This is a genomic window from Pseudomonas sp. GM18 (assembly GCF_000282195.1).
Taxonomy (GTDB): Bacteria; Pseudomonadota; Gammaproteobacteria; order Pseudomonadales; family Pseudomonadaceae; genus Aquipseudomonas.
This window is the reverse complement of record NZ_AKJT01000075.1, coordinates 1-16,042: the sequence shown is the minus strand read 5'-3', so window position 1 is coordinate 16,042 and position 16,042 is coordinate 1. Positions and strand designations below refer to the sequence as shown.

Below are 16,042 nucleotides of genomic sequence, written 5' to 3'. Positions count from 1 at the left end.
AATCAACGAGTTATGCCATGGATCTGCGCAGTAAAGGCAGCCACATCAGGCTACCCTGGAAACCGCCGGATGTTATCACAAGAGCCGCCACGCACCTATCCCCCAGATGCGCATGGAGCATAGTTAGTTGACCGGTGACAGGCTTGAAGGGGACGAGAGGGGCTTAGAGGTGTGATCAACCGGCATTCAACCGTATTTTTCACTTGTAAACACCGACCTGTAGGAGCTGCCGAAGGCTGCGATCCTTCGGCAGCTCCTACAGGGATTTCGTGCAACCTGAATGATTTAATGCAAACGCTTGCGGCACATCAATTGGGCCATTTTCGCGGTGTCCGGGCGCTCGACGATGCCTTTTTCGGTGACGATCGCGTCGATCAGGTCGGCCGGAGTCACGTCGAACACCGGGTTGAACGCTTCCACATCCGCCCCCACCCGCTTACCGCCAACTTCCAGTAACTCGCGGCCATCACGCTCTTCGATAGGAATCTCGTCGCCACTGGCCAGGTTCATGTCGATGGTCGAACTCGGCGCCACCACCATGAAACGCACGCCGTGGTGCATCGCGTTGACCGCCAACTGGTAGGTGCCGATCTTGTTCGCCACATCGCCATTGGCGGTGATGCGGTCGGCGCCGACAATCACCCAGGTCACACCCTTGGTTTTCATGATGTGCGCAGCGGCGGAGTCGGCATTTAACGTCACGGGAATGCCTTCATTGGCCAATTCCCATGCGGTCAATCGCGAACCTTGCAGCCATGGCCGGGTTTCGTCGGCGTAGACGCGCTCGACCATGCCTTCGATGAACGCCCCGCGAATCACCCCCAGCGCCGTGCCGAAACCACCGGTGGCCAGTGCGCCGGTGTTGCAGTGAGTGAGGATCGCCTGGGCGTTGCCCTGATGCTTGCGGATCAGGTCGACACCCAGCTGGGCCATGGTCAGGTTGGCTTCGCGATCACTTTCGTGGATGGCGATGGCTTCGGCTTCCAGCACCGACAGCGGATCGGTGTGCTCCCTCAGGCGCTCAAGCCGCTCACGCATCCGGCCCAACGCCCAGAACAGGTTAACCGCGGTCGGACGGGAGTCGGCCAGCAGCGCGAAATCCTCTTCCAGCGCTGCCTGCCAGTCGCCACCCTCGGCAAATCGGGCGCGGGCCGCCAGCACCACGCCATAAGCGGCGCTGATACCAATGGCCGGCGCACCGCGCACTACCATCGAGCGAATGGCTTCGGCCACACCGGCGGCGCTGGTGTAAGCGATCCAGGTTTCCTCGAACGGCAAAATACGCTGATCCAGCAGGTACAGTGCGTCATCACGCCAATCGATGGCCTTCACCTTCTCCGCAGCCAACAGTCGATCGCGCATCCCACACCCCGCACTCATGAACAAAAGCCGCCGATTATAGCGATCCCCCCGCGAAGACGCTCGGGTATACTTCGCCATCCCTTACAAAAGCACTGGAACCGACTCTCGATGCCGACCCCCACCGCTGCGCTCGACCTATTATTGCTGCCGACCTGGCTGGTACCCGTCGAACCGGCTGGCGTGGTCCTAAAAGAGCATGCCCTGGGCATCCGCGACGGTCGTATCGTGTTTATCGGCCCGCGCGCAGCAGCCTTGAAACTTAACGCAAGCGAAGTGCGCGAATTGCCGGGCATGCTGCTCAGCCCCGGCCTGATCAATGCCCACGGGCACGCGGCAATGACGCTGTTCCGCGGACTGGCCGACGATCTGCCGCTGATGACCTGGCTGGAAAACCACATCTGGCCGGCCGAAGCCAAATGGGTCGACGAGGCTTTCGTACGCGACGGCACGGACCTGGCCATCGCCGAGCAGATAAAAGGCGGCATCACCTGCTTCTCTGACATGTATTTCTTCCCGAAGGTCGCCAGCGAACGCGTACATAACAGTGGGATTCGCGCCCAGATCGCCATTCCGATCCTCGATTTCCCGATTCCAGGCGCCAGCACCGCGGATGAAGCCATTCGTCAGGGCGTCGAATTATTCGGCGATCTCAAGCATCACGAACGGATCAAAGTCACCTTCGGCCCCCATGCCCCGTACACCGTGGGCGACGAAAACCTGGAAAAAATCCGGGTGATCGCCGAAGAGCTGGACGCCTCGATTCACATGCATGTCCACGAAACCGCCTTCGAAGTGCAGCAGTCGGTGGAGCAGCGCGGCGAACGCCCGCTGGCCCGCCTCGGCCGCCTGGGCCTGCTCGGGCCGCGCTTCCAGGCCGTTCACATGACCCAGATCAGCGATGAAGACCTGGCGCTGCTGGTAGAAAGTAACACCAATGTGATTCATTGCCCGGAGTCGAACCTGAAGCTGGCCAGTGGCTTCTGCCCGGTCGAGCGTTTGTGGCAGGCCGGGGTGAATGTGGCGGTCGGCACTGATGGCGCGGCCAGCAATAATGACCTGGACTTGCTTGGTGAAACCCGCACCGCCGCATTGCTGGCCAAGGCTGTCGCCGGCTCGGCCACCGCGCTGGACGCCCATCGCGCCCTGCGCATGGCCACGCTCAATGGCGCCCGCGCGCTGGGAATCGAAGCCGAAACCGGTTCGCTGGAAGTCGGCAAGGCGGCGGACATCGTCGCGTTCGACCTGTCGGGCCTGGCGCAGCAACCGGTCTACGACCCGGTTTCGCAACTGATATACGCCACTGGCCGCGACTGCGTGAAACACCTTTGGGTCGCCGGCAAGCAACTGCTCGACGACCGCCGCCTGACCCGCCTGGATGAAGCGCAACTGTGCGCCACCGCCAAGGCCTGGGGCAGGCGCATCAGCGGCCACACCGAATCGTAAGCACCGAATTGTAAGCACCCTGGACCGAAACCGGGGCAACAGAATTTTTCAAGTTTTAGAGGACTGACACCATGAGCAACGTCGACCACGCCGAAATCGCCAAATTCGAAGCCCTGGCCCATCGCTGGTGGGACCGCGAAAGCGAGTTCAAACCGCTGCACGACATCAACCCGCTACGGGTCAACTGGATCGACGAGCGCGTCAATCTGGCCGACAAGAAAGTCCTCGACGTCGGTTGCGGCGGCGGCATCCTCAGCGAAGCCATGGCGCAACGCGGGGCCACCGTCATGGGCATCGACATGGGCGAAGCGCCGCTGGCGGTCGCGCAATTGCATCAGCTGGAATCCGGCGTGAATGTCGAGTACCGGCAAATCACTGCCGAAGCCCTGGCTGAAGAAATGCCTGAGCAATTCGACGTGGTCACCTGCCTGGAAATGCTCGAACACGTGCCGGATCCGTCCTCGGTGATCCGCGCCTGCTTCCGCATGGTCAAACCTGGCGGCCAGGTGTTCTTCTCCACCATCAACCGCAACCCGAAGGCTTATCTGTTCGCCATCGTCGGTGCCGAATACATCATGAAGCTGCTGCCGCGCGGCACTCACGACTTCAAGAAGTTCATCCGCCCTTCCGAGCTCGGCGCCTGGAGCCGCATGGCCGGCCTGACCGTCAAGGACATCATTGGCTTGACGTACAACCCGCTGACCAAGCACTACAAACTGGCAGCCGATGTTGACGTCAACTACATGATCCAGACTCTGCGCGAGGAGTAAGCCGATGCGTATCAGAGCAGTTCTTTTCGACATGGACGGCACCCTGCTCGACACCGCGCCGGACTTCATCGCCATCTGCCAGGCGATGCGTGCTGACCGTGGTTTGCCGCCGATGAACGACAAACACATCCGTGACGAGATTTCCGGCGGCGCCAGGGCGATGGTCGCGGTGACCTTCTCCATGGACCCGGAATCGCCGGGATTCGAGGAGCTGCGCCTGGAGTTTCTGGAGCGCTACGTCAAAGGTTGCGCGGTTCACAGCAAGCTCTTCGACGGCATGGGCGAATTGCTGGCCGACATCGAGAAGGCCAACCTGATCTGGGGCGTGGTCACCAACAAGCCGCTGCGCTTCGCCGAGCCGATCATGCAGCAACTGGGGCTCGCCGAGCGTTCGGCGCTGCTGATCTGCCCGGATCATGTGAAGAACAGCAAACCGGACCCGGAGCCGTTGATCCTGGCGTGCAAGATGCTCGACCTCGACCCGGCCAGCGTGCTGTTTGTCGGCGATGACCTGCGCGATATCGAGTCCGGGCGTGATGCCGGCACCAAGACAGCCGCCGTGACCTATGGCTATATTCATCCGGACGATAACCCGCGGCATTGGGGCGCGGATGTGGTGGTCGATCATCCGCTGGAGTTGCGCCAGGTGCTGGATAGCGCTTTGTGCAGTTGCTGAGTTGAGATGCTTTTGTAGGAGCCAGCGGTGCGGCGATCCGACTTGCCGGCGATGGCAGTTTTGAATACGCCTTCGCCGGCAAGTCGGATCGCCGCACCGCTGGCTCCCACAGGGTCCGCTTTTTTGTGTTGAGGTTTTTTATGTTTGATTATTCCGCCCGTCCTGAATTGCTCAAGGACCGGGTCATCCTGGTCACCGGCGCTGGCCGGGGCATCGGTGCTGCCGCTGCGAAAACCTACGCCGCGCATGGCGCCACCGTGTTGCTGCTGGGCAAGACCGAAGCCAACCTGACTCAGGTCTACGACGAAATCGAAGCGGCCGGGCATCCACAACCGGTGGTGATCCCGTTCAACCTGGAAACCGCCCTACCCCATCAATACGATGAACTGGCGGCCATGATCGAAACCGAATTCGGCCACCTCGACGGCTTGCTGCACAACGCGTCGATCATCGGTCCACGCACGCCGATCGAGCAGTTGTCCGGCGAGAACTTCATGCGCGTCATGCAGGTCAACGTCAACGCCATGTTCATGCTCACCAGCACCCTGCTGCCGCTGCTCAAGCTGTCGCAGGACGCCTCGGTGGTGTTCACCTCCAGCAGCGTCGGTCGCAAGGGGCGTGCGTATTGGGGCGCTTACGGCGTGTCCAAGTTCGCTACCGAAGGCCTGATGCAAACCCTGGCCGACGAAGTAGACACCGTGGCACCCGTGCGCTCCAACAGCATCAACCCCGGCGCCACCCGCACCAGCATGCGCGCTCAGGCCTACCCTGGTGAAAATCCGCTGAACAACCCGACACCCGAGGAGATCATGCCGGTCTACCTTTACTTGATGGGTCCGGACAGTACCGGCATCAATGGCCAGGCGTTCGACGCTCAGTAATGCCCGTGCGTCGCTTTTGTGCCGCGACGACTTCCCGTCGCGGCACGCATAACCGGTGATAACTGCTGCTGTTTCAAGTCAAATAAATGTCAACCCCCCTGACACCATCCTTCGCAAAAAACCCAACCCGATTGATTTAGAAGGCTTTTTAGCCGACTGAACCGAATGGCACGACTTTCGCTCTAATTTTGCTCAGACACGCCGTGTGAAAGCAGACGGGGCGGAGCGTGAGCCGAGAGGTTACTAATCTTCGGCAAAGCGGACTAAACTCGTGCCAAATGTCCTACGGGACTGATGGACCAGTATGACGCGCAGCCCAAAGCCGCTCTCACCCAGCCTGTAAGACAGCCTTACTGCTTAGGGGCTCACGCCATATGAAATCACCTTCCCAGACCAACGCAATTGACTTCGACAGCGCCAAATTGCAACGCCTGGGCTTTGGTCAGCAGCCTCCCCTTCTGGAGCGGCCCGTCAGTCTTGCGCAGTTGCGTCAGGAGCTGGGCCTGCAACTGCAAACCAGTCTTGAGCCGCAACGCATTCTCGGACTTTTCTTCCGTGAAATTCAGCGCCTTGTACCGCTGGATGCCTTGAATTATGAGCATCAGCCCAGCGACTTGCGCCTGCAGTTCGGCCAGCGGGGTCATCATTCGATCAGCTACAGCCTCAGTCATGAAGGCGAGCGATTGGGTGAACTGGTGTTCCGTCGCAATCAGCGTTTCAGCGATGAAGAGCAAGGCCATCTGGAATCGCTGTTATCAGCGCTTCTCTACCCGATGCGCAATGCCCTGCTCTACCGTGCCGCCACCCAAAGCGCCTTGCGCGACCCGCTGACTGACACCGGCAATCGCATCGCGATGGATCAGACGCTGCAACGGGAAATCGAGATGTCGCGCCGACACTCACACCCCCTGTCGCTGCTGATGCTGGACATCGATCACTTCAAACAGATCAACGACACCTACGGGCACAGCGCCGGCGATGAAGTGCTCAAGGCCGTCGCGGCTTCGATCAAAAGCCAGTTGCGTAACGTGGACATGGTGTTCCGGTTTGGCGGCGAAGAATTCATGATCCTGCTGTCCAACACCAGCCGGGAAGCCGCGGCCATGGTCGGCGAACGACTGCGGTTTGCTGCGCAAGCTCAGGACTATGTGGCCGAAGGCAAGACCATCGAACTGACGGTCAGCCTGGGTTGCTCGACCCTGCTGCCCGGCGAGTCTGCCGAGAGCCTGTTACGACGTGCCGACAGTGCGCTGTATGTGGCCAAGCGCGAGGGGCGTAACCGGTTGACGATGGCGGGGTAAATATTTTTGAAGGGATCGCAGCCTTCGGCAGCTCCTGCGAGCTGCCGTAGGCTGCGATCTTTTAGCTTTCGGCCAACGCCATCCGCTCACGGACTACCGGGGCTTTTCCTGCCAGTTCCAACTGCATGCAACGTTCCAGGAACAGGTACATGTAGTCGTAACTTTTGCAGACCGCCTGGCGCAATTCCATTTGCAGGGATCTGCTCGGGTTCAGCCCCGCCAGGGTGCAGATGATTTCCAGCGCTTCCCAAGGATGAGCATCGTCGTACTGGGCGTGCATCTTCAACCACTTCATGGCCCGCTTGCGATCCTCCTCGGGGAACGATGCCGCGTAGACGCCACTGGAACAGACCAGTGCCGACCACTCCCCGGTCGCTCCCTCGATGGCGTAGTTGGTGGCGGCGATGGCCACGATCAGCGAGTCCGACGAACTGGTGTGCCAGCACCAGTGGCTCAAGGCGTGAAGTTCAGGGGCAACCTGTTGCGCCTGCAGATCTTCCAGGCTGATACCGTGAGCACGGCTCCAGTGCACCCAGTAATCGGCGTGGTTCAGTTCGACGCGAATATTGCGCATCAGCCAGCGACGCGCCATGTCTTCGCCAGGGTGGCGTGCAAAACGGGTCTTGGCCAGGTTCTGTGCCATGTATAAGGCGAACTGTTCGACCACCGGCCAGCCACCAATGAGGTACTGACGCATGGTTTTTGCGCTGAGCTTGTTATCGCGCATACGCTGATACAGTTCATGTTCGACAACCCGGCGCTTGCTCTCACTACAATCCTGAATCAATTGCTGAGCCCAGGCGGGGTAACTTGCAGCTTCCATGAGGGGTCCGGTTCTGTTGAATGTGTCGATCACTGTCGCGCTCCTTTTGATTGTGATTTTAAGATCGACAGGAGATTTCAACGGAACGTGCCGGGCGCCTTGAATAACAAAGGCCGGGGCCTGGCAGGACGACTTTGTAAACTGTCGCAGGTAAACAGATGCGGGCGTTCAATCAGATACCCTTGAGCGTAATCCACCCCGATCTCCAGCAATGCCTGCTCGATCTGAGGTGTTTCAACGAACTCGGCAATCGTACGCTTACCCATGACATGCCCGATGTGATTGATCACTTCGACCATGGCGCGGTTAATCGGGTCGTCCAGCATATCCTTTACGAAACTCCCATCGATCTTCAAGAAGTCTACAGGTAAATGTTTCAAGTAAGCGAATGAGGACATACCGGCGCAGAAGTCATCTAATGAGAAGTGGCAACCTAAGCCTTTGAGTTCATTAATAAATCTAATTGCGCTAGGCAAATTGGAAATCGCGCTGGTTTCTGTGATTTCAAAACAAATCATTTCAGGTGGAATTGAATATGCAACAAACTGTTCACGAAGGAAGTCCAGAAACGCCTCATCTCCGATAGTAATACCTGACAGATTTATCGCACACATGGCCAGCGGCCCTTCGCCCTCCTGGGCGATGGCCTGGGCAATGACCTTGAAAACGTTCTCCACCACCCAGCGGTCAAGCGACGTCATCAAACCATAACGCTCGGCGGCCGGAATGAAACTGTCCGGTAGAATCATGCGCCCGGCCTCGTCATGCAGGCGCAGCAGGATTTCGATATGTCCGCCGTCCCGCTCGCCAAGGCCCAGAGGCGCGATTTCCTGGGAGTACAGGCAAAAGCGGTCTTCCTCCAACGCCATGTGCAGGCGCTGCACCCAGGCCATCTCGCCAAAGCGCACGGACAGTTCCGAATCGTCGGCGTGATAGACCTGAACCCGGTTGCGGCCCTTTTCCTTGGCCATGTAACAGGCCATATCAGCGGCTCGCAGCGAGGCCTCGAGGGTGGCCGGACTCTGAGTGACGTGCACCAGACCAATACTCACCGTGGTCACGAACGGCCGGCCTTTCCAGACAAAATGCAGGTTCTGCACAGTCTGGCGCAGGACTTCGGCGATTTTCTCAGCCGCTTCCGGCGCACAGTTTTCCAACAGAATGCCGAACTCGTCGCCACCCAATCGGGCCAAGGTGTCGCCTTCGCGCAAACCTGACTGCAGCAACGCACAAATATGCCGCAACAACTCATCGCCGGCAGCATGACCGCAGGTGTCGTTGACCAGTTTGAATTGATCCAGATCGAGGAACATCAAGGCGTGACGCCCCGCTTGTCGCATCAGGCCATGCAGGGCCTGCTCCAGGCGATATTCGAATTCACGGCGGTTGGCCAGCCCGGTCAAGGCGTCATGGGTCGCCTGCCAGGACAGATTGGCGATGTACTGCCGCTCCTGGGTCATGTCATGCAGCACCAGCACGGTGCCACTGACCTTGCCCGCGTTGCGGATCGGCGCACCGACCAGGGTGACCGAAACCGTGCTGCCATCCAGTCGCTGGATCAGTTTGGAATGTTCGCTGCCGCCGCTGAGCTGGCCGCTCAAAATGTGCTCGATCAAGGTAAAACCGTCGGCCTGAGCGTTCTCGTCCAGCAGATTGAACAGCGCCGCCAATGGCAACCCCGTTGCCTGTTCGGCCTTCCAGTGAGTCAAGGCCTCGGCGGCCGGGTTCATGTAGGCAATCGCGCCCTCGACGTCGGTGGTGATCACCCCGTCGCCAATCGATTGCAAAGTGATCTGCGCCCGGTCCTTCTCCAACTGCAAGGCATCGGCGAAGGCATGGCGCTGCTCGAGCAGCTTGTGGGTACGCATCAAGGCCAGCACGATCAGGCCCAGCGCGGTGGCGAGGTTCGTCGCCAGCAGCAGCCGGAGAATCATGCGCGAGCCTTCGCCCAAGGCATCGCTGAACGCTTTGGCAGGGGGTGTTACGCCATCGTTGATGGCCAAAATCTGCGCCTTCCAGCGCTTGATGTCGGCATCGGTGGCCTGGTTATCGACGATACCCTGATGCATTTCCCGCGCGACGTCATCGAGCCGCACCAGGTACGCGTCACCGATCGTCCAGAGTTCGATGGCTTTTTCCAGGTAACTGAAATGCCGGAAATTGAGGTACAGCCAAATCAGGCTGGGGACGTCGTCCGGGTGATTGCCGCCCTTGAGAATCGCGAGCCGCGCGGCCTCGATATTCGGTGGCTGATGATCCAGCGCCATACGCAACTCATGGCCGCCCTGAGGCACGGCAATCGCGTTCTGGTATTTGAGAAAAATCGTCTCGTCGCGACTGTCGGCGTAGAGATTGAGGTAATAGATGGCCTCTTTCTGGCCCTTGGACCACAGGCTCTCACCGCCGACGTAGCCACGAACCGCTGAAAGAACGTAAAGACTGACGCCGCCCAACAGTGCCTGAAACAACACAACGGCGATAAATGGCCAGACGATGCCCAACAGCCGTGGCGTTCCGAGAGTCCGTTTTTGCTTCATGAGGTCCCTTGCATAAGCACTGCCGGATGAACACCCAAATAAATCCTGCACCTGACAGCACAGACTAGGCTAATTTCCGACACTTCGAATCATCGAGCACACCACTGCAACCCGATTGTCTGGCCAGACAGAGCGCGAAAAACGCCAAAATTGAATTCCCCGGGACCGCTCAAACACTAAGCACAGAAAACCGTACAAAGTTCAAGGTCGTTGAATTTGCTGCAAATGCCCATAAAGCTTGGCGTACAAGCCACCATCGGCAATCAATTGCTGATGGTCGCCATCCTCGGCAACCTGTCCGCCATCAAACACCAGCACCCGATCGGCCTGCTTCACGGCCGACAATCGGTGCGCAATGATCAACGTGGTACGGTGGCTCAAGAAGCGCGCCAGCGCCTGGTGCAGGTTGTATTCGGTGGCCGCGTCCAGGGCGGACGTGGCTTCGTCGAGGATCACCACTTTGGGCTCGGCCAACACCATTCGGGCAATCGCCAGGCGTTGACGCTGCCCGCCGGATAAACGCACGCCGGATCGCCCGACGATACTGTCCAGGCCATTGGGCAGTTCACGCACCGTGTGTTGCAGCTGAGCAATTTCCAGTGCCTGCCAGCAGGCTTCGTCACTGCGTTCGCGGCCCATGGTCAGGTTGGCCCGCACGGTGTCGTTGAACAGGGCAGGATGTTGCAAGACCACGGCGACATTTTCGCGCACGGTGTCCAGGCCGATCTCTTGCTGAGTCGAACCACCGAAACGGATGGTCCCGGCCAGCGGCGTGTACAAGCCCAGCAGCAACTGCACCAGGGTACTTTTGCCACCCCCGCTGGCGCCGACGATCGCGACTTTTTCACCGGGGGCAATCGACAGGTTCATTTGGTTCAGCACCAACTCGTCGCCGTAGCCGAAACTCAACCCCTGCACTTCGATCCCCACCGTGTCGCGCCCCTGAAACGGATCGACACTGCCGGTGTATTGCGGCTCGTCGGCACGGGCCAGCAACTCGTTGATCCGCGACAGCGCACCGCCGGCCGCATAAAAGGCGTACTGCAGATTGAGCAGTTGCTCCACCGGACCGATCATGAACCACAGATAACTGAACACCGCCAGCATCTGGCCGATGGACAGGTCGGAAAACAGCACGGTGAGCATGGCCGCGGCGCGGAAAATATCGATGCCGAACTGGAACAACAAACCGCTGGCCCGGTTCGATGCATCGGTTTTCCACTGCGAGCTCACCGCGTAATCGCGCACTTCCCGCGCTCGCTGCCCCAACCGTCCGAGGAAAAAGCCCTGCCGGTTACCTGCGCGTACTTCCTGAATGGCGTCCAGGGTTTCGGTCAAGGCCTGGGTGAAGCGTGAGGTGCTGTCGTTCTCGAGTTTCTTCAGATGTTTGACCCGCTTGCCCAACTGCACCGTGGCGTAGATCACCAGCGGGTTGAACAGCAGAATCAGCAGCGCGAGTTTCCAGTGCATCCACATCAGGATCGATGCGGTGCCCACCAGTGTCAGCATCGCCACGAGGAAACGACTGAGGGTTTCGCCGACGAATTTGTCCAGCGTGTCCAGGTCGGTGACCAGGTGCGTGGTCACCGTGCCGCTGCCCAGGCTTTCGTATTCGCCCAGCGAGATGCGCTTGAGCCGGTCGATCAACCGCACCCGGATCCGATACACGATGTCCTTGGCCAGCGCCGCAAACAATTTCGCCTGCACCACGTTGAACAACAACGCGGCGCAACGCAGCGCCAGGGTCACCAGCAGCATCAGACCGATATAACCCGCAGCTTTCTGCCAGACATCGGGCAGCGCGTGGTTCATGATTTTCAGCGCAACGTCACCGTGGCCCAGCAGTACTTCATCCACCAGCAACGGCAACAGCAACGGAATCGGCACGCTGCACAGCGTTGCCAATACCGCTACGCCGTTGGCGATCCACAGGGACTTTTTATGGTGAAGGGCCAGGCGGCGGATTTCCGCCCAGCTCAGCCGATCGACACGTTTGGGAGCCGCTGCATCATCGGGCAGATCATGCACAGGCAGCGCGCTCCAGCCAGCGGCCGAGCAACGGTGACAACTCGCTCAGGGGCTGATAACCGTTGGTCAGCAGCGCCAATTGACCATTGCGTTCTGCCAGCAAGGTCGGGAAACCGGCAATGCCCAGGTCCTGGACCCAGGTGAAATCGGCGGCAGTCGCGGCGTGCTGATCGGCACGGTCGAACGCTGCGGCAAACTCGATGCGCGGCAAACCGGCCTTCTCCGCCAGCTCCACCAACACGCTGGCACGGGTGACATCGCGACCTTCGGTGTAGAACGCGTGCTGGATCAGCCCGAGCAATGTCCAGGCGCAATCCGGCGCCAGGCTGCGCGCGGTCACCAGTGCCCGACAGGCAGGCTCGGTGTCGTAGACAAACCCGTCGGGCAACGCGCCTTCAAATTTGAACGGCTGGCCGGTGGCCTCGCTGACCGCCTGCCAGTGCTCGAGGATGTAGCGCCGGGTGGTCGGCTCCAGCGCCGCGCCACTGCCGGTGCGCAAACCGCCCACCACCAGATGCAACTCCACACCCGCCGCCTGCGCCTGCTCAACCAGCGCTTTGGCCACCGGAGCGAAGCCCCAGCACCAGGAACACATCGGATCCATCACATAGAGCAGGCGTGCAGACATGGTTCAAGCCTCGGAAGCGGATTGCTTGTAGTTGTAACCGATCGGGTGCGGCATGTTGCGCGCCTTGGCCAGTTCGATCTGCTTCTGCCGGTCGATGGCACTGCGACGGGTTTTCTCGCTCAGCTTATCCCAGCAATGCGGGCAACTGATGCCGGCCACATAGTGCTCGGATGCGCGGTCTTCAACGCTGACGGGCGTACGACAGGCATGACATTGATCGTAGTCGCCTTCGCTGAGATCGTGACGAACGGTCACGCGGTTATCGAACACGAAGCAGTCGCCCTGCCATTTGGTTTCTTCCTGCGGCACCTCTTCGAGGTACTTCAGGATGCCGCCCTTGAGGTGATAGACCTCGTCGAAACCCTGACTGAGCATGTAGCTCGAGGCCTTTTCGCAGCGAATGCCGCCGGTGCAGAACATCGCGACTTTCTTGTGCACGGCCGGGTCGAAGTTGGCTTTGATGTAGTCGGGGAATTCGCGAAAACTGGTGGTCTTCGGGTCAATGGCGCCTTCGAAGGTGCCGATCGAGACCTCGTAGTCGTTGCGGGTGTCGATCAACAACACTTGCGGATCGCTGATCAGCGCGTTCCAGTTCTGCGGATCCACATAGGTACCGACCTTTTTGTTCGGGTCCACGCCTTCAACGCCGAGGGTGACGATTTCTTTCTTGAGTTTGACTTTGGTGCGGTAGAACGGCTGTTCGTCGCAGTACGACTCTTTGTGGTCGATGTCGTCCATGCGCGGGTCGTTCTTGAGCCAGGCCATCAGCCCGTCAATGCCTTCGCGGCTGCCGGACACGGTGCCATTGATGCCTTCTTCGGCGATCAGCAGGGTGCCTTTGATGCCGTTATCGACCATCGCTTGCAACAGTGGCTCGCGCAGATCGACGTAGTTTTCCAGGGTGACGAACTTATACAGTGCCGCCACGACAATCTGTTGTGTCATGGGTAATTCTCCAGGTGGCTACCCTCGTAAGGGGTGAACCGGATGCGAAAAAAAACGCGCCGGGTAAGCGGCGCGTTGCGGATTCTAGCAAAAAACCGATGCTTAATGCTTGCTGCCGCCAGCACAGGTCGGCGAGGCCGGAGCCGCGTCGATCTGTGCCCATTCTTCCGGCGTGTAGGTATGCAGCGCCAACGCATGGAACTCGCCCATCAGTTCGCCCAAAGTGCCGTACACCTTCTGGTGACGCTTGACGCGATTGAGCCCTTCGAACTGCCGGCTGACCACCACTGCCTTGAAGTGGGTCTGCAACCCACGGCTGTGCATGTGGCTTTCATCCAGCACTTGCAGGTGCTCGGGCTGTAGCAGCCCCAGCGTCGATTCGATGCGTTGTTGCATGGTCATCCCGAACTCCGCTTAAGGCTTTTTCTTGGCTGGAGCTGGAGCGGCCGCATCTTTCGGCGAAAGCTCGGCCGTCATGTCAGCCAGCAGCTTGTTGACCACAGGCACCGCGCTTTCCAGCTTGGCTTGAGTCATCTGGGCCGATTGCTGAGTCAGCTGCGGCATTTTTTCCAGGACTTTCTTGCCCAGTGGCGACTGGTAGAACGCCACCAGATCCTTGAGCTCGGATTCGCTGAAGTTGGTGGTGTAGAGCTTGACCATGTCCGGCTTCAGCTGTTTCCAGCCAATGGCTGCGTCCAGCGCTGCGTTGGCCTTGGCCTGATAAGTTTCCAGAACGGCTTTTTTCGACTCAGGGGCTTTGGTCTGTTCAAAGCGCTGAGCGAACATTTGCTGCACTTGCATGTACACCGGAGTGCCCAGTTTGTCAGCGTGCGCCAGGGTCAGGAAAGCTTCGGCACTGGCGTTGTGGCTGGCGGTATCGGCAAAAACCTGGCCGCTGGCGCAAACCAGTGCAACCGCGGTACAGATGGCACGAAGACGAGTCATCGAGTTTCCTTTTCTAGCAGGCGAGGTATAACCCCAAGGGCGCCCATTCTGCGCCTAAAAAAGTGTGTCGCTCAACCCCAAGCCTTGTCACGCCTGATTTAGAGGGGTTGAACGGTCAAATTCCAGGCTGATGGAACCACGACCGGCGATCACAGCCTAAACTGCGCTATCAGACCTACAGGAGTGTGCATGATGAGCCGTATCGAAACCGACAGTTTGGGCCAGGTGGAAGTCCCGGATGACGCTTACTGGGGCGCTCAGACGCAACGCTCGCTGATTAATTTTGCCATCGGCAACGAACGTATGCCCCTGGCCGTGTTGCATGCCCTGGCCCTGATCAAGAAAGCCGCGGCGCGCGTCAATAATCGCAATGGCGATCTGCCCGCCGACATCGCCCGCCTGATCGAACAGGCCGCCGACGAAGTGCTCGACGGTAACCACGACGACCAGTTCCCGCTGGTGGTCTGGCAGACTGGCAGCGGCACCCAGAGCAACATGAACGTCAACGAAGTGATCGCCGGTCGCGCCAACGAACTGGCCGGCAACCCGCGCGGCGGCAAGTCTCCGGTGCACCCCAACGATCACGTCAATCGCTCCCAGAGCTCCAACGACTGCTTCCCCACGGCCATGCACATCGCGACGGTTCAGGCGGTGCAACAGCATTTGCTGCCGGCGATCGGTGAGTTGTCCGGCGGGTTGGCGGAGTTGTCCGCGCGGCACATGAAACTGGTCAAGACCGGTCGTACCCACATGATGGACGCCACGCCGATTACCTTCGGTCAGGAACTCTCGGCGTTCATCGCACAACTGGATTACGCCGAGCAGGCGATCCGCAGCGCGCTGCCGGCGGTCTGTGAGCTGGCCCAGGGCGGCACCGCGGTCGGCACCGGGTTGAACTCGCCCCACGGTTTTGGCGAAGCGATCGCCGCCGAACTGGCCGCCCTCTCCGGCCTGCCGTTCGTCACCGCGCCGAACAAATTCGCCGCACTGGCCGGTCATGAGCCACTGACCACGCTGTCCGGCGCCCTGAAAACCCTCGCCGTGACCCTGATGAAAATCGCCAACGACCTGCGTCTGCTGGGCTCCGGACCGCGAGCCGGGTTTGCCGAAGTGAAACTGCCGGCCAACGAGCCAGGCAGCTCGATCATGCCCGGCAAGGTCAACCCGACCCAGTGCGAAGCCCTGTCGATGCTGGCCTGTCAGGTATTGGGCAACGACGTCGCCATCGGTTTCGCCGCCAGTCAGGGGCACCTGCAACTGAACGTGTTCAAACCGGTGATCATCCACAACCTGCTGCAATCGATCCGATTGCTGGGCGACGGCTGCAGCAACTTCCAGCAGCATTGCATCGCCGGCCTGGAACCGGATGCCGAGAAAATGGCCGAGCATCTGGAACGAGGCTTGATGCTGGTGACAGCGCTGAACCCGCACATCGGTTACGACAAGTCAGCCGAGATTGCCAAGAAGGCTTATGGCGAGGGGCTGACCTTGCGTGAGGCGGCGTTGAAGCTGGGGTATCTGACCAATGAAGAGTTCGATGCGTGGGTGAAGCCGGAGAATATGCTGGAAGCGGGTGCCAAGGGTTGATGATCGTTCCCACGCTCTGCGTGGGAATGCCTCAATGGACGCTTTGCGTCCGCTCTTGGGACGCGGAGCGTCCCGGGCTGCATTCCTTTGCTGCGCGTGGGAACGATCATTCAACC

General features: G+C 59.7%; 14 protein-coding genes. 6 read left to right on the top strand and 8 right to left on the bottom strand.

Translation table 11 applies throughout. The features are described 5' to 3' along the window. Window positions 1–285 precede the first annotated feature (285 nt). Window positions 286–1,362, bottom strand: a complete 1,077-nt coding sequence (mtnA, locus tag PMI21_RS09195) for an S-methyl-5-thioribose-1-phosphate isomerase (protein ID WP_033064112.1) — start codon at window positions 1,360–1,362, stop codon at window positions 286–288. A 108-nt stretch (window positions 1,363–1,470) separates the two neighbouring features. Here mtnA and PMI21_RS09200 point away from each other — a divergent pair, with 108 nt between their 5' ends. The 5 genes from PMI21_RS09200 (at window position 1,471) to PMI21_RS09220 (ending at window position 6,433) form a co-directional block, all read left to right on the top strand. Beyond that, entirely contained in the window at window positions 1,471–2,805 is a 1,335-nt protein-coding gene (locus PMI21_RS09200; RefSeq protein WP_007939910.1) for a TRZ/ATZ family hydrolase, read from the top strand. 71 nt (window positions 2,806–2,876) lie between these two features. Further along, window positions 2,877–3,575: a bifunctional 2-polyprenyl-6-hydroxyphenol methylase/3-demethylubiquinol 3-O-methyltransferase UbiG gene (gene ubiG / locus PMI21_RS09205; RefSeq protein ID WP_007939909.1), complete on the top strand. Its 699-nt coding sequence runs from the start codon at window positions 2,877–2,879 to the stop codon at window positions 3,573–3,575. A gap of 4 nt (window positions 3,576–3,579) precedes the next feature. Then, window positions 3,580–4,251 carry an N-acetylmuramic acid 6-phosphate phosphatase MupP gene (gene mupP / locus PMI21_RS09210; protein WP_007939908.1) on the top strand — a complete coding sequence of 224 codons (672 nt, stop codon included), beginning with the start codon at window positions 3,580–3,582 and terminating at the stop codon, window positions 4,249–4,251. A 140-nt stretch (window positions 4,252–4,391) separates the two neighbouring features. Next, window positions 4,392–5,132 carry a YciK family oxidoreductase gene (locus PMI21_RS09215; RefSeq protein WP_007939907.1) on the top strand — a complete coding sequence of 247 codons (741 nt, stop codon included), beginning with the start codon at window positions 4,392–4,394 and terminating at the stop codon, window positions 5,130–5,132. Window positions 5,133–5,506: 374 nt separating this feature from the next. Next, complete coding sequence (locus PMI21_RS09220; RefSeq protein ID WP_007939906.1) at window positions 5,507–6,433, top strand: GGDEF domain-containing protein; 927 nt, start codon at window positions 5,507–5,509, stop codon at window positions 6,431–6,433. 61 nt (window positions 6,434–6,494) lie between these two features. Here the strand turns inward: PMI21_RS09220 and PMI21_RS09225 are convergent, their stop codons facing one another. The 7 genes from PMI21_RS09225 to PMI21_RS09255 all read right to left on the bottom strand — a co-directional run bounded on the left by PMI21_RS09225 (window position 6,495) and on the right by PMI21_RS09255 (window position 14,339). Next, window positions 6,495–7,256, bottom strand: coding sequence for a TenA family transcriptional regulator (locus tag PMI21_RS09225; RefSeq protein WP_443200770.1), 762 nt, complete (start codon window positions 7,254–7,256; stop codon window positions 6,495–6,497). A gap of 77 nt (window positions 7,257–7,333) precedes the next feature. Further along, window positions 7,334–9,793, bottom strand: a complete 2,460-nt coding sequence (locus tag PMI21_RS09230) for an EAL domain-containing protein (RefSeq protein ID WP_007939904.1) — start codon at window positions 9,791–9,793, stop codon at window positions 7,334–7,336. Between the two features lie 201 nt (window positions 9,794–9,994). Next, window positions 9,995–11,821, bottom strand: coding sequence for an ABC transporter ATP-binding protein (locus tag PMI21_RS09235; protein WP_007939903.1), 1,827 nt, complete (start codon window positions 11,819–11,821; stop codon window positions 9,995–9,997). Then, on the bottom strand, window positions 11,814–12,416 hold the full coding sequence (locus PMI21_RS09240) for a DsbA family protein (RefSeq protein WP_177318296.1): 603 nt from the start codon (window positions 12,414–12,416) through the stop codon (window positions 11,814–11,816). Before PMI21_RS09240 ends, PMI21_RS09235 begins: the two co-directional genes overlap by 8 nt. A 36-nt stretch (window positions 12,417–12,452) precedes the next feature. Next, on the bottom strand, window positions 12,453–13,394 hold the full coding sequence (trhO, locus tag PMI21_RS09245; protein ID WP_007939901.1) for an oxygen-dependent tRNA uridine(34) hydroxylase TrhO: 942 nt from the start codon (window positions 13,392–13,394) through the stop codon (window positions 12,453–12,455). A gap of 102 nt (window positions 13,395–13,496) precedes the next feature. Beyond that, window positions 13,497–13,796, bottom strand: coding sequence for a BolA family protein (locus PMI21_RS09250; RefSeq protein ID WP_007939900.1), 300 nt, complete (start codon window positions 13,794–13,796; stop codon window positions 13,497–13,499). Window positions 13,797–13,808: 12 nt separating this feature from the next. After that, window positions 13,809–14,339 carry a DUF2059 domain-containing protein gene (locus tag PMI21_RS09255; RefSeq protein ID WP_007939899.1) on the bottom strand — a complete coding sequence of 177 codons (531 nt, stop codon included), beginning with the start codon at window positions 14,337–14,339 and terminating at the stop codon, window positions 13,809–13,811. A 192-nt stretch (window positions 14,340–14,531) separates the two neighbouring features. On the opposite strand from PMI21_RS09255, the gene PMI21_RS09260 reads away from it, so the two are divergent. Beyond that, entirely contained in the window at window positions 14,532–15,926 is a 1,395-nt protein-coding gene (locus tag PMI21_RS09260; RefSeq protein ID WP_033064110.1) for a class II fumarate hydratase, read from the top strand. Window positions 15,927–16,042: the final 116 nt, after the last annotated feature.